The sequence below is a fragment of the Halomicroarcula saliterrae genome, from assembly GCF_031624395.1.
GTDB lineage: Archaea > Halobacteriota > Halobacteria > Halobacteriales > Haloarculaceae > Haloarcula > Haloarcula saliterrae.
This window is the reverse complement of sequence record NZ_JAMQON010000003.1, coordinates 20,583-37,972: the sequence shown is the minus strand read 5'-3', so window position 1 is coordinate 37,972 and position 17,390 is coordinate 20,583. Positions and strand designations below refer to the sequence as shown.

General features: G+C 68.9%; 19 protein-coding genes. 8 read left to right on the top strand and 11 right to left on the bottom strand.

Features of this window, described 5'->3' with window-relative positions; genetic code table 11:
- Positions 1-143 precede the first annotated feature (143 nt).
- Positions 144-926 (top strand): helix-turn-helix transcriptional regulator, encoded by a 783-nt coding sequence (locus NDI56_RS11480; protein ID WP_310919671.1) that lies wholly within the window; start codon positions 144-146, stop codon positions 924-926.
- Between the two features lie 77 nt (positions 927-1,003).
- Complete coding sequence (locus NDI56_RS11475; protein WP_310919670.1) at positions 1,004-1,240, top strand: ribbon-helix-helix domain-containing protein; 237 nt, start codon at positions 1,004-1,006, stop codon at positions 1,238-1,240.
- Positions 1,241-1,290: 50 nt separating this feature from the next.
- Here the strand turns inward: NDI56_RS11475 and NDI56_RS11470 are convergent, their stop codons facing one another.
- A complete protein-coding gene (locus NDI56_RS11470; protein ID WP_310919669.1) occupies positions 1,291-1,578 on the bottom strand; it encodes a DUF5789 family protein in 288 nt (95 codons plus the stop codon).
- Positions 1,579-1,715: 137 nt separating this feature from the next.
- On the opposite strand from NDI56_RS11470, the gene NDI56_RS11465 reads away from it, so the two are divergent.
- From NDI56_RS11465 to NDI56_RS11455, 3 genes are all read left to right on the top strand, one after another.
- Positions 1,716-2,489, top strand: a complete 774-nt coding sequence (locus tag NDI56_RS11465) for a PHP domain-containing protein (RefSeq protein ID WP_310919668.1) — start codon at positions 1,716-1,718, stop codon at positions 2,487-2,489.
- 112 nt (positions 2,490-2,601) lie between these two features.
- Positions 2,602-2,766, top strand: a complete 165-nt coding sequence (locus NDI56_RS11460; protein ID WP_220588098.1) for a DUF6757 family protein — start codon at positions 2,602-2,604, stop codon at positions 2,764-2,766.
- A 114-nt stretch (positions 2,767-2,880) separates the two neighbouring features.
- Positions 2,881-3,360 (top strand): HPP family protein, encoded by a 480-nt coding sequence (locus NDI56_RS11455; RefSeq protein WP_310919667.1) that lies wholly within the window; start codon positions 2,881-2,883, stop codon positions 3,358-3,360.
- Here NDI56_RS11455 and NDI56_RS11450 read toward each other — a convergent pair.
- The 5 genes from NDI56_RS11450 to NDI56_RS11430 all read right to left on the bottom strand — a co-directional run bounded on the left by NDI56_RS11450 (position 3,357) and on the right by NDI56_RS11430 (position 9,654).
- The gene (locus tag NDI56_RS11450; RefSeq protein WP_310919666.1) at positions 3,357-4,070 is read right to left on the bottom strand and encodes a type 1 glutamine amidotransferase; all 714 of its coding nucleotides are present in this window, start codon (positions 4,068-4,070) and stop codon (positions 3,357-3,359) included. The genes NDI56_RS11455 and NDI56_RS11450 overlap by 4 nt on opposite strands.
- Positions 4,071-4,142: 72 nt before the next feature.
- Positions 4,143-4,919: an alpha/beta fold hydrolase gene (locus NDI56_RS11445; protein ID WP_310919665.1), complete on the bottom strand. Its 777-nt coding sequence runs from the start codon at positions 4,917-4,919 to the stop codon at positions 4,143-4,145.
- Between the two features lie 187 nt (positions 4,920-5,106).
- Positions 5,107-7,893, bottom strand: a complete 2,787-nt coding sequence (gene alaS, locus NDI56_RS11440; protein WP_310919664.1) for an alanine--tRNA ligase — start codon at positions 7,891-7,893, stop codon at positions 5,107-5,109.
- Positions 7,894-7,955: 62 nt separating this feature from the next.
- On the bottom strand, positions 7,956-8,585 hold the full coding sequence (locus NDI56_RS11435; RefSeq protein WP_310919663.1) for an archaellin/type IV pilin N-terminal domain-containing protein: 630 nt from the start codon (positions 8,583-8,585) through the stop codon (positions 7,956-7,958).
- A gap of 91 nt (positions 8,586-8,676) precedes the next feature.
- Positions 8,677-9,654 (bottom strand): replication factor C small subunit, encoded by a 978-nt coding sequence (locus tag NDI56_RS11430; RefSeq protein WP_310919662.1) that lies wholly within the window; start codon positions 9,652-9,654, stop codon positions 8,677-8,679.
- 80 nt (positions 9,655-9,734) lie between these two features.
- Here NDI56_RS11430 and NDI56_RS11425 point away from each other — a divergent pair, with 80 nt between their 5' ends.
- The 3 genes from NDI56_RS11425 (at position 9,735) to NDI56_RS11415 (ending at position 12,950) form a co-directional block, all read left to right on the top strand.
- Positions 9,735-10,064, top strand: coding sequence for a carboxymuconolactone decarboxylase family protein (locus NDI56_RS11425; RefSeq protein ID WP_310919661.1), 330 nt, complete (start codon positions 9,735-9,737; stop codon positions 10,062-10,064).
- Between the two features lie 201 nt (positions 10,065-10,265).
- A complete protein-coding gene (locus NDI56_RS11420; protein ID WP_310919660.1) occupies positions 10,266-11,693 on the top strand; it encodes an FAD-binding oxidoreductase in 1,428 nt (475 codons plus the stop codon).
- Between the two features lie 12 nt (positions 11,694-11,705).
- Positions 11,706-12,950 carry an MFS transporter gene (locus NDI56_RS11415; RefSeq protein WP_310919659.1) on the top strand — a complete coding sequence of 415 codons (1,245 nt, stop codon included), beginning with the start codon at positions 11,706-11,708 and terminating at the stop codon, positions 12,948-12,950.
- Here NDI56_RS11415 and NDI56_RS11410 read toward each other — a convergent pair.
- The 5 genes from NDI56_RS11410 to NDI56_RS11390 form a co-directional block, all read right to left on the bottom strand.
- Positions 12,907-14,472 carry a 2-oxo acid dehydrogenase subunit E2 gene (locus NDI56_RS11410; protein WP_310919658.1) on the bottom strand — a complete coding sequence of 522 codons (1,566 nt, stop codon included), beginning with the start codon at positions 14,470-14,472 and terminating at the stop codon, positions 12,907-12,909. The genes NDI56_RS11415 and NDI56_RS11410 overlap by 44 nt on opposite strands.
- Positions 14,473-14,474: 2 nt before the next feature.
- Positions 14,475-15,461: an alpha-ketoacid dehydrogenase subunit beta gene (locus NDI56_RS11405; protein ID WP_310919657.1), complete on the bottom strand. Its 987-nt coding sequence runs from the start codon at positions 15,459-15,461 to the stop codon at positions 14,475-14,477.
- Positions 15,458-16,576 carry a pyruvate dehydrogenase (acetyl-transferring) E1 component subunit alpha gene (gene pdhA / locus NDI56_RS11400; protein ID WP_310919656.1) on the bottom strand — a complete coding sequence of 373 codons (1,119 nt, stop codon included), beginning with the start codon at positions 16,574-16,576 and terminating at the stop codon, positions 15,458-15,460. Before pdhA ends, NDI56_RS11405 begins: the two co-directional genes overlap by 4 nt.
- A gap of 68 nt (positions 16,577-16,644) precedes the next feature.
- The gene (locus NDI56_RS11395; RefSeq protein ID WP_310919655.1) at positions 16,645-16,980 is read right to left on the bottom strand and encodes a DUF7521 family protein; all 336 of its coding nucleotides are present in this window, start codon (positions 16,978-16,980) and stop codon (positions 16,645-16,647) included.
- 1 nt (position 16,981) lies between these two features.
- Positions 16,982-17,353 carry a helix-turn-helix domain-containing protein gene (locus NDI56_RS11390; protein ID WP_310919654.1) on the bottom strand — a complete coding sequence of 124 codons (372 nt, stop codon included), beginning with the start codon at positions 17,351-17,353 and terminating at the stop codon, positions 16,982-16,984.
- Positions 17,354-17,390 lie beyond the last annotated feature (37 nt).

Sequence of the window (17,390 nt, the reverse complement as noted above, 5' to 3'; positions counted from 1 at the left end):
GTCGCCCCAAACGGGCCGCTATCGTCGTCGTATCCATACTACTCCTCACGAACAGATTCGATTATAGTCACCGTCTGAGACGATGTTTCAGCCTGTGAGACTGTTGACGAAATGCTTACAGTTCAGGCTCGCCAGTGAATCGTATGCAAGACGGCTACGACCCACAGCGCGTGCTGCCTCGGGTGCCGTTGCTCGACGCGACCCGCGACCGGCAGGTAGACCGGGCGACCCTGCAGGACGAACTCGACATCTCGCGGGCGACGGCCTACCGGCGGACCTCCGCACTCACCGACGACGGCCTGCTCGAACGGAGGCCGGCGGGCTATCGGGCGACCGGGGCCGGCGCCGCCGTCGTCGACGTCGCCGAGCGGTTCGAGCGGTCGCTCGCGGCCATCGACCGACTGCAACCCCTGCTCGCGGAGCTCTCGGCGCCGGAACTCACGCGGAACATCGACCTCTTCGCCGACGCGGACCTCCACACCGCCACGCCACAGCACCCCAGCGCGCCCATCGAGCCGTGGCTCGACCACTTCGAGTCGTTCGACCGCTGCCGGACGCTGGTCGTCGCCGGCTGTCCGCCCGCGGTCACTCGGCAGGGGCTCGAACATGCCCGCAACGGCGTCGACTTCGAGGCCATCTGTACGCCCCTGGCGCTCGAAGCCGACCAGAACGCTTCCGAGGAGGCGTTCGACACCATCGCGGGCGCCGAGGGACCGTCGCTGTACACCAACCCCGACCTCCCTTTCACGATGGGCCTCATCGACGAACTGGTCATCATCGGCGGGTTCGACGCCGAGACGGCGCTCCCGACCGCCTCTGTGACGACCGACGACCCCGACGCCCGCGAGTGGGCAACCGACCTCTACCACCGGTACAAGCGCGACGCCGAGCACCTCGACGCGGGGGCTGTCGAGACGCCCGCGTGACCGATACGCCTTTTATCCCGTCGTGACTCACCCCGTCGGCAACAGGTCTATATACTCGACAAGATAAGCCGGCCCATATGAGCCGAATCAAACTGTCGCTGCCCGACCAGGTCGATTCCGACATCCAGCGTCTCGTCGAACAGGGGGAGTTCCTCAACCGCGACCAGGCCGTCGAGGACCTGCTGAAACGCGGCATCTCCGCGTACAACGTCACCACCGACGAGACGGAGTCGCCGGTCGACGACGATATGTTCGGTCAGACCGCGGCCGAGCAGCAGGACCCGGCACAGATGGACGACGACTACGGGTTCTAACTACCGCTCGTCGGTCGCGTCGATAAAAGTGTAGCTGGGGCCGCCGGAGTTCAGAACGAGACTTCTTCGGGGCCGTCCTCGCCCATGCAGACCGGGTCCCGGTCCGAGTAGCCCTTCCGGCCGATGGCCTTGCCGGAGACGCCCGCATACGCCGTCAGGCGTGCGTCCTCGGCCGTCTCGAACGTCTCCGGTGCCGACCGACTCAGCGCGTCGGCCAGCGTCTCCGTGCCGTTGGGGAGTTCGAGGGTGAGGTCGCCCTCCGCCTCGATGAGCTCCTCGGTCGTGATCGGATACTGCTGTGCGTCGAACGCCGCCTCCGCCTCTGTTAGCATTCCCATATCGCGTGAGAGCGAACGACCGGTAATAAACCTCATGTTTTATAATGATAATATTCCTTAATTGCATTAAGGGGCATGCGTCAACCGGTGACACGTCGACGGGAAACTGGCTTGTCGCTGGCCACTCGCTCTCCTGTATGGTCGTCGCGGACCTCCACGTACACACGACGCGCTCGGACGGCTCGCTCCCGCTCTCGTCGGTCCCGGCCGCGGCCGCGAGCTGTGAAGTCGACGTGGTCGCTATCACCGACCACGACCGGGTCCAGCCCGACCTCGAGGGGCCGGTGACGACCCGCGAGGGGACCACGCTGGTCCACGGCATCGAACTGCGCGTCGACGCGGGCGAGCAGCGTCTGGACCTGCTCGGCTACGGCGTCGAGCCGACCGACGCGCTCCGCGCCGAGTGTGCCCGCATCCAGCGTGACCGCAGCGAGCGAGGGCGCCAGATCATCGACTGCGTCGAGGACCGCCTCGGCGTCTCGCTGCCGGTCGAACCCCGCGCCGGGCTGGGCCGGCCCCACATTGCCCGGGCCATCGCCGAGGTGACCGACTACAGCGTGCAGGGGGCGTTCGACCATCTCATCGGCGACGACTGCCCGTGCTTCGTGGCCCGTGAGGTTCCCGATTTCGACCGCGGCCGAGCCCTACTGGCCGACGCCTGCGGGCTCGTCGGGCTGGCACACCCGTTTCGCTACCGGGACACGACGGCGGCGCTGGCCCGCTGTGCCGACCTCGACGCCGTCGAACGGTGGTACCCGTACGGCCGCCCCGTCGACACCGAGGCGCTCGACGCCGCTATCGACCAGTACGGGCTGGTCCCGACGGGCGGCAGCGACGCCCACGACGACCGACTCGGCGTCGCGGGGCTCGACGGGTCCGCCTGGGACCGGGTCGGGAACGCCCTCGTCTGAGGCGGACCACCGGCAGTCGGTCCGCCTATCGACGGGTCACAGCTACCACCCCGTCTGACGAACGGCAGACGGAATCCGAGGGTTCAATGCCCCACGGGTACAACCCACGGCTATGCAGTGTCACTACTGCGACCGTGACGCGGACATCGCTGTCGACAGCGACGGGGTCAAGGTCGGCGTTTGCAAGACACACTTCCGCGAGCAGATGGCCGAACTGGAAAACGCCGACTGGCTCGAGGACCTCGACGAAGAACTCGACATCGACCGGCGAGAATAGCGAACGCGCGTCCACATATACCTCGAATTCGGTCCATACGCCCACTCTATCCCCCTCGAACTGTCCGGCGTCGAACAGCAGGATTTTACCGCCCGAGGTGAACGGTCGGCCACAGTGTCCGATAGTTCCTGGCCGCGGCAGGCGAGCCACGCCGGCGCGTTACTGGCGGCGCTCGGCGCTGTCGTCTGGCTCAGTGGCCTCCCCTTCCTCTTCCCGAGTCTGGGCCCCACGGCGTATCTCTTCGCGACACAGCCGTCGGCCCGGCAGTCCTCGGCCCGCCGGGTGCTCGGCGGGCACGCCATCGGCGTCGTCGCGGGACTGGTCGCCTACCACGCCGTCGCCGGCGACATCGTCATCACGGCCTCGATGGGCGCCGCCTCGATGGCCGGGCTCCGACTGGCCGCGAGCGGCGTCGTCGCCGTCGCGCTGACGACCGCGGGGATGTCACTCACCGACACCGGCCACGCCCCCGCCTGTGCGACGACGCTCATCGTCGGGCTGGGCATCCTCTCGGCGCCGCTGCAGGGCGTGATTATGCTGCTTGCCGTGCTGGTGCTGGTCGTAGAACAGGCGCTCCTGACCCGGCTCGGCTAGTCGTCGCTGGCGACCTGCTCGGGGTCGCCGGCGGCCGGCTGCCGGGCCCGCACGTAGTCGGTGAAGTTGTCGAACAGCTGTTTGGCCTCACAGGCCGCCCGGTAGTTCTCCTCGGTGATGCCGTCGAGGACGCGCTCGATGCGCTCGTCCGGGAGGTCCTTGCCCGAGGCGACGTCCGCCGCGGTCTCGGGGTCGTACTCGGGGTGGAACTGGACCGCGAAGACGTCCTCCTTCCGGAAGCCGTGGACGCCGTAGTCGTTCTGTGCGAACTGGGTCGCGCCCGGCGGCAGTTCCGCGACGTGGTCGGAGTGGGTGGTAAAGACGGTGAAGGTGTCGTCGACGCCCGAGAGCAGCGGGTTCGCGCCGTCGTGTTCGACGGTCCGGTAGCCGATTTCGTAGTCGTCCATCGGCTCGACCGAGCCACCCAGCGCGTGGGCGAGCAGCTGGTGGCCGAAACACACCCCGAGGAACGGCAGCCCCTCGTCGATGGCGTCGCCGACCCACGACTCGAGGTCGGCTATCCACGGCTCGTCCCAGTAGACGGAGGCCCGCGAGCCGGTGACGAGACAGCCGTCGAACGCGAAGGAGTCGGGCAGTTCGCGCTCGGTGACGTCGTACTCCACGAGGTCGGCGTCGACCTCCCGCCGGAAGTTCCGGCGGTTGTCCTCGCCGTCGTGGGCCGCGTTCAGCAGGGCGATACGCAGACTCATTGGGTGTATCCAGCAGTTCGAGGAGTAAAAGACCACCTTTCCGCGGCAGGAACTGCCACGGGTGCCGTCGTCTCAGTGCTGGTCTTCGGTGTGCTGGTCGAGGAACGCGGTCAGGCGGTCGGTCACCGGTTGTGCGTGCTCGACGAACGAGCAGTGCCGACCCTCGACGGCCTCGCTCGTCCCCCGCGGCAGGTCCGCCGCCAGCGACTCGGCCGCGTCGCTCGGCACGACGGGGTCGTCGACGCCGTAGTACAGTTCGGCGGGCTGGGTCACCTCGTACAGCGGCGGGGCGGAAAAGGCCGTCATCGCCGTCGCCTGCGCGGCGAACGCGTCGCCGGTGGCGTCCTCGGCCTCGCGCCACCCGGTGATGCGTTCGACGAGGTCGGTGGCGTCCTCGCGGAACCGCGGGGAGAACGCGCCCGAAAGCGACTGCTTCGGTCCGCGGTCGAGTCCGAGCGCGTCGAGCGCCTCGGCGTCGACAGCGTCGCCCGACGAGGCCGTGTTGTACAGTGTCAGCGTCCGCGCTCTGCTGTACTCGTGGGCGTACTGCAGGGCTATCATGCCACCGAGCCCCGCGCCGACGAGGTGGGCGCTCCGGACGCCGTGGTCGCCGAGGACGGCGTCGAGGTCCGCGGCGAGGGTCGCCACGTCGTAGGGGCCCGCCGGCGCGTCGGAGTCACCGGTCCCCCGCAGGTCCCAGACGACCGCCTCGTAGGGGCCGGCGACGGCGTCGTGGTGCCAGCCCCACTGCCACGCGCCGTAGCCGACGTCGCCGACGAAGACGACCGTGGGGCCGTCGCCAGTGGTCTCGTAGTGCAGGCTGACGCCGTCGTTGGTCGTGATCGGCATCTATACTCGCTACTGCTGGTGTACCGGTGGGTGTTTCGGTTCGCGGACTAGCCGATGGATTCGCGGTTGCTGCCAACTGACTCGAACACAGCCAGAGAGCCCACCCAGACGGCCGATACACCGGCTACGGGTGGACTCTCTGGTTGTCAGCGTTCAGCTGACGGCAAGAAAACAGTCGCCGTCTTTGCTAGACGTTCGCGACGGACTGCAGAATCTCCTCGGCGTCGCCGAGCGCGTCGTCCAGCGCGTCCCCGTCGGGGCCGCCGCCCTGAGCGAAGTCCGAGGGGCCGCCACCGCCGCCGCCCACGCGGCCGGCGAGTTCGCCGACCACGTCGCCGGCGTCCACGTCGACGTCCCCGGGGACAGCGACGACGAACTGGGCGCCCTCCTGTCCGGAGCCAAGCACCGCGATCTTCCCCTGCTCGACGACCGCGTTGGCCTGCGCCCGGAGCTCGTCCATGTCGGCGTCGATGCGCTGGACGACGGCCGTGGTGCCGGCCACCTCGAACTCCTCGGTGTCGGCGCCGCCGGCCGCGCGGGCCTGTGCGAGCTGTTCTTTGAGGTCCTCTATCTCCTTGCCGCGGCCCTTCCACTCGTGGAAGAACCGCTCGGCCGTCTCGGGGACGGCGTCGGGGGCCACGTCGAGTATCTCCGCGGCCTCGTAGAGGGCGTCCTCGGTGCGGTGGGTGGCCTCGATGGCCGCGTCGCCCGCCGCGAAGGTGAGCCGGATGACGCCGTCCTGAACGCGCTCCGTGCCGAGCAGTTTGATGGTCCCGATGTCACCGGTGCGGGCGACGTGGGTGCCACCGCAGGCCTGGATGTCGTCGGCGACCTGAATGAGCCGGATCTGCTCGCCGGCGGGGATGCCGCCCTGGTAGAGGTCGAAGCCGTGTTTCGCCTCGGCCTCGTTGCGGTCGGGCCACTCCTGTGTCACGGGGACGTTGTCCTGGACGAGGTCGTTGGCCATGGACTCGATTTCCTTGACCTGCTCGCGGGAGACGGAGTCGTAGTGGCGCACGTCGATGCGCGAGGAGTCGACGCCCTTCTGAGCGCCGGCCTGGCGGACGTGTTCGCCCAGCACTTGCCGGGCCGCGTGGACGACGATGTGGGTCGCGGTGTGGTGTTGCATCAGCCGCTTGCGACGGGTCGCGTCGACCTGACCGCGGACGAACTCGCCCTTGCCCGGGTCCTCGTCGACGGTGTGGAGGATGACGCCGTCGTAGCGCTGGACGTCCTCGACCTCGACGGTGACGTCGTCGGTCGCTAGATGGCCGTGGTCCGGCGGCTGGCCACCGCCCTCGGGGTAGAACATCGTCTGGTCGAGCACCACGTCGAAGCCGTCGTCGTCGCGCTCGAACACCTCCAGCACGACCGCCTCGAACTCCATGCGCTGCTGGTCCTCGTAGTAGAGCCGGTCGGTGTCGGGCAGTTCGGCGAGCCGGTCGGCGTAGGGGACCCCCTCGTCGCCGTCCCCGGCGGCCGTCTCCCCGCCGTGGCGGTCCGCGACGACGGCGTAGAAGTCGTCGGGCACGTCGACCGCGACGCCCCGCTCGTCGGCTATCTCCTCGACCATGTCGGGCTGGATGCCGTGGGAGTCGTACAGCTCGACCAGCTCGTCGGTCGGGATGGGGTCGCCCGACTCGGCGTAGTCGTCGGCGAGCTGGCGCACGCGGCGGCCGCCCCTGTCGAGGGTCTCGCGGTACTTCTCGACCTCGGTGCGGACGATATCCCTGATGGTGTCGCGGTTCTCGTAGCCCAGCCGGTCGGCCTGCATGTCGACCAGTTCGTCCAGCGGCGCGTCCACGCCGACGCTGTCGACCAGCCGTTTGGTGCGCCGCAGGACCATCCGGGCGAGATAGCCCGTCCCGACGTTCGACGGGACGATGCCGTCGCCGAGCATGTACGCCAGCGTGCGCGAGTGGTCGGCGATGGCGTAAATCTCCTCCAGCGGCGCCACGAGGGCCCGAAGCTCGTCGACCTCGACGCCGACCTGCTCGGCGATGGTGTCCCGTTCGGCCTCGATGTCCTCGGCCTCGTCGATGTCCATCCGGCCCGCGAGCTTGGCGGCGTTGTGGACGATGGCGGCCTCCTCGTCGGAGAGCTCGATGCCGGCGTTGTCCTTCAGGAAGGCTATCATCTCGGGGTAGACGGCCTCGTACACCGTCGGCGTGCCCTGGGAGACCCACGTCCAGCGTTCGAGCCCGTATCCGGTGTCGACGACGTAGGTGTCCATCTCGGAGTAGCGGTTCCCGTCTTTCATCTCGTACTCGCCGTCGGGGTCCTGTTCCAGCGACATGAACACGAGCGTCGCCAGCTCGGCGCCCTGGTAGATGACCTCGAAGGCGGGGCCGGCGTTGCCGCCCCCGACCCACGGGTCCTCGATGAGGGTGAGCTCGTCGACGTCCGCGCCCAGTTCCTCGAACAGCTCGACGCAGTACTCGACGGTCTCTTCCTTCCAGTACACCTCGCCCTCGTAGGCGTACTCCTCGGGGTCCTCGATGTCAGTCTTCGCGTTGAACGCGTGGTGGGCCATCATCTCGAATGCCATCGTGTGCCGGCCGGTCTTGCCCACGTTGTCGATGTCCTGCATGCGGATACACGGCTGGCTGATACAGAGCGGGTTCGCCGGCGGCGGCGTCGTCCCGCTCGTCACGAGCGGCTGGAAGTCGTAGATAGACGCCTGTGTCAGCAACACGTCGTCGCGCCAGCGGTTGGCCGCGACCGGGTAGGGGTCGACGCGTTCGTGGTCGCGCGCCTCGAAGAAGGAGAGGAACGCCTCGCGCATCTCCGCGAGGGCGTACTCCTCGTCGAACCCCGGACTGTCGATGAACCCGTACTCCGCACACGGGGGCTCGCCGCAGGTGTCCCGGTCGGCCCGCGACCAGAACATATCGCCACACTCCGCACACTCCTGACGGTGGAATCCCGCCTCGTCGAAATAGTCGAGTTGGTAGGCCTCGTCGAGGTCGCTCATTGGCGTAGTGTTGGCCCAGCAGCGGGTAAAACAGTTCCGAAGGGGTCAGCAGCCGACGGGGGTCACAGCTGCACCGCGGAGGTGCCCGATATCGTCTTCGGGACGATGATACGCTGGCTCGTCGACGCGCCCGAGGCGGTCGTGATGCGGATGGTCGCGGTCTCGCCCTCGCCGAGCTCGCTGCCGAACGAATCCCCGCCGCTGAGGATGTTCTCCCCGTCGCCCTCTCCGAGTTCGAGCTGTATCTTCAGTCGGTCCTGCTGGTCGTTCAGGACGGGGTTCGAGCCGTCCTCGTCCTGGACGGTCGAGACGGTGAAGCGGCCGTCGGGGTTGCCGGAGGTCTGGTCGGCGGCGAGCTGGTAGAACGACCCGGTCGGGCCGACCCACTGAATCGTCGTCGTGGCGAGGTCGACGTTGCCCGCGCCCGGTCCCCGCTTTACGATGAGGCTCACGACGCCGACCGAGTTGTCGTCGAGGTCGGTCCCCGTCGCGCTGACTACCTGCAGTCGGTTCGAGGTCGCGTCGCTCGCGCCCTCGCCGGTCGCCTGCGAGGAGCTCTGCAGGAACCCGGCCGTGTTGATGAGCACGCCCGCGGCGATGGCGGCCACGAGCACCATCGCGATGAACACGATGAGCGTGCCGATACCGACCTGCCCGCGGTCGTCTGGAGCTTGGTCGTTCAAGCTGTACATTTCAGTTACTGATAGTTTCTCTACTGCTCCTGTATAAAGCTGCGTGAGCAATTATCGACGGTGAAAACGAGCTACAGCGGGGTAATACGGCCTATTCGGGGTTCGCCAGCGAGGCGAGCATCGCTTCGAGTTGCACGCGCTCGTTGGCCCCCTGTGTGATTCGATAGTCGGTCTCGCCCACCCGTTCGAGGATGCGGACCGCCGCCCGGTCGTCGACCTCGAACTCCCAGATGGAGCGGTGGAGCTGGTCGATGATGTCGCCGCCGGCGATACCCTCCTCTGTGAGCAGGCGGTCGAGTGTCGCGCGCGCCGCGGTGAAGTCGCCGTCGAGCGCCGACTGGACCATCCCGTGTATCTCCTCGGGACGGGCCGTGGAGGTGATGGCGTACACCGCCGACTCGTCGACCACGTCGCCGCTGACCGAGGCGGCCTGCAGCCCGTTGATAGCCTTGCGCATGTCGCCCCCGGCGGCGTACACCAACGCCGCCAGCCCGTCGTCGGTGAGTTCGATGTCCTCCTCGGCCGCGATGTGGCGGATTTCGGCCTCGACGGCGTCGTCCGACAGCGGCGAGAAGCGAAAGACCGCACACCGGGACTGGATGGGGTCGATAATCTGACTGGAGTAGTTACACGAGAGGATGAAGCGGACGTTGTTCGAGAACTGCTCCATCGTTCGGCGGAGCGCCGACTGGGCGTCGCTCGTGAGAGCGTCCGCCTCGTCGAGGAAGATGATGCGGTACTCGTGGCCGCCGAAGCTCGTGCGCGCGAAGTTCTTGATGCGGTCCCGGACCACGTCGATACCGCGCTCGTCGGAGGCGTTCAGTTCGAGGAAGTTCTCCTGCCAGTCCTCGCCGTACAGCTCGCGGGCGATGGCGCAGGCGCTGGTCGTCTTCCCGGTACCGGCCGGCCCGGAGAACAGCATGTGGCTCAGGTCGTTGCGGTCGACGTAGCTCTGCAGTCGCCCGACGATGTCCTCGTGACCCATCACGTCGTCGAGCGATTCGGGGCGGTACTTCTCTATCCACACTTCCTCCCGTCCCGCCCGCGACTCGGCGTCGGCCTCACTCATGTGTCTGGGGTAGCGCGGGCCCGGCATAAACGAACCGTTCGCTCCCAAACTATTGTACCGGCGCCGCCGAAGGTGACGGTATGTCCGACGACATCGACGACACCGACGACCTGCCAGCGACCGCCGGCACCTTCGCCGAGACCGAACCCGACGTCTGGGCGGCCTACAGCGACCTGGGGCGGGCCTGCTCGGCGGCCGGACCGCTCGACGACGAGACCCGGCGACTCGTCAAACTCGCGCTGGCCATCGGCGCCGAGTCGGAGGGCGCGGTCCACTCCCACGTCCGGCGCGGCCTCGACGAGGGGCTGACCGCCGAACAGCTCCAGCACGTCGCGGTGCTGTCGATTCCGACGCTGGGATTCCCGCAGGCGATGGCCGCCCGGAGCTGGATTTCGGACCTGACGGAGTGACCCGGAGACCGGTGCAGGCCCGGTACCGGCCGGATGCGTGCCAACGGCCGGTATGAACCCGGTACCGGCCGGATGCGTGCCCGTCGACCGCCATAAGACGCCTATTTCTCAGTCGGTAACGTGCGTGTGTCGCCGGCAGCGCCACCCTATCCGCCGGATGGCTCTCTATAGCTTTGCTCGCGCGGCGCCAACAGCTCCGGTATGACAGCGTCAGGTACATCGGCCGGTGACCGGCGGGTCTCCGACCTCTCACAGCAGGCGATAGACGACCTCCGGTCCGGTCTGCGCGGCGACCTCCTCGAACCGGACGACGACGGCTACGACGAGGCCCGGACGGTCTGGAACGGGATGATAGACCGCCACCCCGCGCTCGTCGTCCAGTGTACCGGAACGGCCGACGTCGTCGCGGCCGTCGAGTTCGCCCGGGAGACGGGCAGCGAGGTGTCGATACACGGCGGCGGCCACAACGTCTCGGGCAGCGCCGTCGCCGACGGCGGCCTGATGATAGACCTCTCGCCGATGAACGGCGTCCACGTCGACCCCGAGGCCGGAACGGTCCGGGCCGGGGGCGGCGCGCTTCTGGGCGACGTCGACCACGAGACCCAGCTGTTCGGTCTCGCGGCGCCGCTCGGCGTCGTGAGCGAGACCGGTATCGCCGGGCTCACGCTCAACGGCGGCTACGGGCACCTCTCGCGGGAGTACGGGCTGGCGGCGGACAACCTCCGCGAAGTGGACATCGTCACCGCCGACGGGCAGGTCCGGACGGCCAGCGAGGACCGGCACGCTGACCTGTTCTGGGCCGTCCGGGGCGGCGGCGGCAACTTCGGCGTCGTCACGTCGCTCGAATACGACCTCCACGAGGTCGGCCCCGAGGTGTCCCAGCTGTTCGTCTGGTACCACGCCGACGAGGCCGCCGACCGGCTGGCGGCCTTCCGCGAGTGGACCGAGTCGGCGCCCCGGACCGCGGCCGTCCTCCCCTTCCTCGCGCACGTCCCCGCAGAAGAGCCGTTCCCCGAGGCGTCGTGGGGCGAACCGGCGCTCGCCTTCTTCGGCTGTGTCCGCGGTGACCCTGCGGCGTTCGAGGAGACCGTGGGGCCGCTGACCGCGGGCGACCCCATCGTCGACCTCAGCGAGCGGACCCGCTTCGAGGCGCTACAGGCGCTGCTGGACGAGGATTACCCCGACGGGCTGCGCTACTACTGGAAGTCGCTCTACCTGACGGAGCTGACCGACGAGGTCGTCGACGTGATGGTGCGATACAACGACAGCGCTCCCTCCGACCTCTCGACGGTCGACCTCTGGTGGCTCGGTGGACAGGTCGCGGACGTGCCACAGGACGCGACCGCGTTCTGGCACCGGGACAAGCCGTTCATGCTCAACTTCGAGGCTAACTGGGAGGACCCGGACCGGGACGACGACAACGTCCAGTGGGTCCGGGAGGGGTTTGCCGCCGCCGAGGAACTGGCTGTCTCGGGCGGTCGCTACGGTAACTTCCCGGGCTTTGCCGGGGACCCCGCGCACCTGCTGTTCGGCGAGAACTACGACCGGCTGGTCGAGGTCAAGACCGAGTATGACCCCGAGAACCTGTTTCGGCTGAACCAGAACATCGCGCCGCGAGGGACGGACTGATGGACGGCTCGCATGGCTGACGACGCCGTGGCCGATTCGCGTACTGACCCGGCCGAGGCGGGCGTGCCGTGGCGCTCGCGGACCGTCCAGCTCGTCCTGCTTTCGACCGCGCTGGCGCCGCTGGGCGTCCCGCTCGTCAGCCCCACGCTGCCGGTGTTCCGGGACGCCTTCGGGGTGACGGAGGCCCAGGCGAGCCTCCTCGTGAGTGGCTACTTCGTCGTCGGCATCCTCCTCTCGCCGTTCGTCGGCCTGCTCGCGGACCGGCTCGGCCGCAAGCGCGTCCTCGTCGGCGGCCTCGCGACCTTCGGGGTTCTGGGCGGCGCGATGGCCTTCGCCCCCTCGTTCGAGGCGGTGTTGCTCCTGCGGGTGCTGCAGGGCACCGGCGCCGCCGCCATCTTCATCACGACGGTCACGATTATCGGCGACACCTTCGAGGACGCCCAGCGGACCGCTGTCCTCGGGGTCAACGTGGCCGTCCTCTCCCTGACGGCCGCCCTCTTTCCCGTGCTCGGGGGTTACCTCGTGGGTATCTCGTGGAACGCACCGTTCCTCACCTACTTCGCGGCGGTGCCGCTGGCGGTCGCGGTCGCCCTGCTGCTGGAGGAGCCGGCGACGGGGGCCCAGACCCGGGGCGTCGCACACCTCCGGTCGGCGCTCTCCAGCGTCGCCACGCCGGCCGTGCTCGCGCTCTTCGGCGTGACCTTCCTGACAGAGTTCCTCGCCTTCGGGGTCGTCTTCACGACGCTCCCGTTCCTGCTGGAACCGGTCCTGGCACCGGTGCTCGTCGGCGCGGTCATCCTCTCGGCGGAGGCCGTCTCGATGGTCGCCGCGACGGCGACCGGCCGCCTCGCCCGCCGGTTCAGCTCCGTCCAGCTGGTCGGCCTCGGCTTCGCCTGCTACGGCGTCGGGTTCTTCCTCATCGGCCTGTTCGGCTGGCTGGGGACCACCGTGGCCGGGGTCGTCTTCGCCGGGGCCGGCATCGGCCTGCTCCTGCCCAGCATCGACGCGTCGCTGAGCGAGCGAACGACGGAGGCACACCGGGCCGGGACGTTCAGTCTGCGCAACAGCGCCACGTTCTCCGGGCGCTTTGCCGGCCCAGTCACCTTCGCCGGTCTCGCCGTGACCGCCGGGCTGGGCTACACGCCGCTACTCCTCGCGGCCGGGTCGATATCGGTCGCGGTGGCGCTCGCGACGACCCTCGTCGCCCGACGGCCTACTCCAGCAGCAGCCGCGTCGGGTCCGCCAGATAGGATTTGAGGGTGTCGACGAACCGGGCCGCGTCGGCCCCGTCGACGACCCGGTGGTCGATGGCCAGTGACAGCGTCAGGGTTGGCTTTGCCACCACCTCGCCGTCTTCCGCGACGGGTCGCTCTCTCAGCGCGCCGACGCCCAGAATCGCCGTCTCGGGGACGTTGATGATGGGGTCGGCGTACTCCCCGCCGATAGCGCCGAAGTTCGTGACCGTGAAGACGCCGCCCTGCAGCTCCTCGCGAGCGATGTCGCGGTTTCGGGCCCGCTCGACGAGCTGATTCACGTCGGCAGCCAGTTCCAGCAGCCCCGTCTCGTCGACGTCCTCGACCACGGGGACGACGAGCCCGTGGTCCGTCGCCGTCGCCACGCCGATATCGCGGTCGCTCCGGTAGACTATCTCCTCGCGCTCGGTGTCAAGCTGCGTCGCGAGAATCGGGTGGTCGTCCAGCGCGGCGGCGACGCACTGCAGCACCAGCGGCGTGTACGTCAGGTGGACGCCCCGCTCCTCCGCGAGCGGCTGGAGCCGCTCGCGGGCCTCGACCAGTCCGGGGACGGCCACTTTGTCGTGGTGGGTCGCGTGGGGCACCTCGCGTCGGGACCGAGCCATCTGCTCGCCGATGGTCCGGCGGACCCCGCGGTACGGCTCCCGGCGGTCCGCGTCGGTCGCCTCGACCGGCGTCGCCTCGACGCCGGTCTCCGTGGCTGCCTCGCGGAGCTCCGAGACCACTCGCTCGGCGACCTCGCGCACGTCCTCGTCGGTGATTTCGCCGGCGTCCGACTCGCGTTCCGCGACGGCTCGCACCGCCGCCGCGTCGACGTAGGGCTCGCCGTCGCGGGTCTCGTCGGTCGGGACGGCGTCGATGTCGACGCCCAGCTCGCGGGCGAGCCGTCGCGTGGCCGGCGTCGCAAGCGTGCGGTCGCGCCGCTCGGTCATGGTCGACGCGACCTTCCGGACGGCGGACTTGACAGCCGGCTCCGTCCCGTCGCTCTCTGTGTCCGGCCCGTCGTCGCTGACCTTCGAGATAACCGAGGTTGGACCGTCGTCCTCGCGCTCGTCGTCGTCCACTTTCGAGACGACCGGGGTGGGTCCCTCGTCGTCTTCCCGCTCGCTCGCGGCGGCCGCCACGTCGGCCTCGGTGATACGGCCGCTCGGGCCGGTGCCCTCGACGGTCGCGATGTCGACGCCCCGCTCGCGGGCGAGCCGACGCACGCTCGGCGGGGCGAAGACGCGGTCGTCGACGGCCGCGCCGTTCTCGGGCGGGGCCGCGCTTTCGGTGCTCTCCGGACCGTCGGCCCCTTCCTCGATGGTGACCAGCACCTCGCCCGTGGCGACGATGTCGCCCACCTCGGCGTGTAACTCCCGGACGACGCCGGCGACCGGTGACGGCACGTCGACGGCGGCCTTGTCGGTCTCGACCTCGGCGAGCGTCTGGTCCTCGTGGACTGCCTCGCCGACGGCGACGTGCCAGGCCAGCACCTCGCCCTCGGCGACCCCCTCGCCCAGGTCGGGCAGCTCGAACTCGAACATGGTCAGAAGTCGACGGCCTCGGTGATACCGTCTTTGATACGGCCGGTCTCGGGGAGGTAGTAATCCTCCAGGGCGTACAGCGGGAACGGCACGTCGAAGCCAGTGATTCGCGTGATCGGGGCCTCCTGGTACAGCAGCGCCTCCTCCTGAACGGTGGCGATAATCTCGCCCGCCAGCCCGCCCGTTTTCGGCGCCTCGTGGACCACGGCCGCGCGGCCGGTCTTCCGGAAGGACGCGAGGACGGTCTCGGTGTCGAGCGGCTTGAGCGTCCGGAGGTCGACGACCTCCACGTCGACGCCCTCGTCGGCCAGTTCTTCGGCGGCGTCTATCGTCGGGCGAGTCATCGCGCCCCAGGTGAACACCGAGACGTCCTCGCCCTCGCGGCGGACGCTCGCGGTCCCCAGCTCTCTCGTGTACGGGTCCTCGGGCACGGCCTCCCGGAACGAGCGGTAGATGAGCTTCGGTTCGAGGAAGACGACGGGGTCGGGGTCGCGGACAGCGGCCGCGAGCAACCCCTTCGCGTCGGCGGGCGTCGAGGGGACGACGACCTTCAGCCCCGGCTCGTGGGTGTAGAAGGCCTCCTTGGACTCGGAGTGGTGTTCGGGCGCGCGGATGCCGCCGCCGTAGGGCGCCCGAATCGTCATCGGGCAGCTGTATCGCCCGCGGCTCCGCGTGCGCAGCCGGGCGGCGTGGCTCACTATCTGGTCGAAGCCGGGGTACATGAACCCGGAGAACTGCAGTTCGGGGACCGGCCGTAGGCCGTAGGCCGCCATCCCGATGGCACAGCCGACGATGCCCGACTCGGCCAGCGGCGTGTCGACGACGCGGTCCGCGCCGAACTCCTCGTAGAGGCCCTGTGTCGCCCGGAAGACGCCGCCGTTGCGCCCCACGTCCTCGCCCATGACGAGCACGTCGTCGTCACGTTCCAGTTCGCCGTAGAGGCCGTCGCGAACGGCCTGGACGAGCGTCAGGTTCTGTGTGGTGCTCACTGGAATATCTCCTCGTCGCCGTGGCGTTCGCGCAGGTCGCGCAGGTAGTCGAGTTGCTGTTCGAGCCGTTCGGGCATCTCGGCGTAGACGTGGGCGAACAGCTCCTCGGGGCTCGGCCGTTCGGTCGCCTCCGCTGTCTCGATGGCGTCGGCCACCTCGTCGGCCACCGACGCTTCGATATCGTCGACGCGCTCCTCGGAGAGCAGCCCCCGCTCGCGCAGGAACGTCTCCAGCCGCGGAATCGGGTCCTTGCGCTTCCAGCGCTCGACCTCGTCGTCGTCCCGGTACACCGACGGGTCGTCCGCGGTCGTGTGGGCGCCAAAGCGGTACTGCACGGCCTCGATGAGCGTCGGTCGCAGGTCCCCCTCGGACGGGTCGCGGGCCTTCGCGACGGCCTCCTTTGTCACCTGATACACCGCGAGCGGGTCCATCCCGTCGACCTGGACGCCGTCGAAGCCGTAGGCCGCGGCCTTGCCGGCCAGTGTCTGGCTGGCGGTCTGGCGCTCCCGCGGTAGCGAGATGGCCCACTGGTTGTTGTTACAGAAGAAGACGGCGGGCACGTCGAAGACGCCCGCGAAGTTCAGCCCCTCGTGGAAGTCGCCCTCGCTGGTCGCCCCGTCGCCGAAGTACGCCAGGACGACGGCGTCGTCACCGCGGAGTTTCGCCGCCCACGCCGCGCCGGTCGCGTGGGGTATCTGGGTGGCGATGGGCACCGCCATCGAGAACACCTGCACGTCCTCGGGCGGGGCGTTGCCCCGCTCGTTGCCCATCCAGTACAGCAGGTCGTCCGAGAGCGACCAGCCCCGAACCGCGAGCGCGAGATGCTCGCGGTAGCTCGGGAACGTCCAGTCCCCCTCCGACAGGGCCATCGCGCTCCCGACCTGGGAGGCCTCCTGTCCGGCCATCGGCGGGTACGTGCCCATGCGCCCCTGTCGTTGCAGGCTCACCGCCCGCTTGTCGAACTGCCGGCTCAGTTTGAGGTAGCGGTACATCTCGACGAGTCGGTCGTCGCTCAGGTCGGGGACAGTCGCGCCGTCGACGACCTGCCCGTCTTCGTCGAGTATCTGTACCCGGTCGCTGGGGTCCCGCTGGAGGACGCTCCCTGCGCGATACATACGCCAAACGTTGGCACGCACCACGCTTAGGGTTTTCGCGGCGAAAGATGCCGCTTCTCTCCCGGGTCCTACGTGCCGATCGGCTCCGCGCTACGGGTGAGATACAGCGAGTAGGCGATACAGCCCACGCCCGCGAGCTGGATCAGTCGGACGGCGATGCGGAAGTAGCCCTGATACCACAGCGGCACCGTGCCGGTCCGGAACAGCGCGTTGCCGGTGAAGGCGGCGACGTAGGTCACGCCAAAGAGGAGGATGAGCCCGACCGAGAGGTATCGCATCGGCGGGCTGTCGTTGCGCCGGAGCCCGCGGTAGGCCTGATAGCCGATGTACAGCCCCACCAGCGACGTGACCGCGGTCACGGCCAGTTCCACGAGGCCGAGCGGCGTGAACTGGTCCAGCACCATCTCAGAACTCCTCCCAGAGCCGCGTGAGCCGGTCGGCGACGTCGTCGCCCACCCGGTCGAGTTCGAACTGTAGCTCCCCGTCGCGCAGCCGGATGGTCAGCTCGTCGAGCGTGGCCGCGTAGACGGTGTCGTGGTGACCGTCTGCCCGCGGGCGCGTGCGTTCGACGAGCAGTCCCGCGTCGGTCAGTCGCTCGACGCGGCGGTACACCGTCGCCTGCGAGATGTCACAGCGCTCGCTCAGTTCCTTCGCGCTCAGGGCGCCGTCGCTCGTCGCGGTGAGGATGGCCCGTGCGTGGTCGTCGTCGAGGAGCGCGACGACCGCTTCGAGCGTCGGGTCACCGGACACGTCAGGGCCGTCGCGTGCTGGTGTCATAGTTGTCGGTGTCGTTTGGCTCGGGGTCAGCCGACCC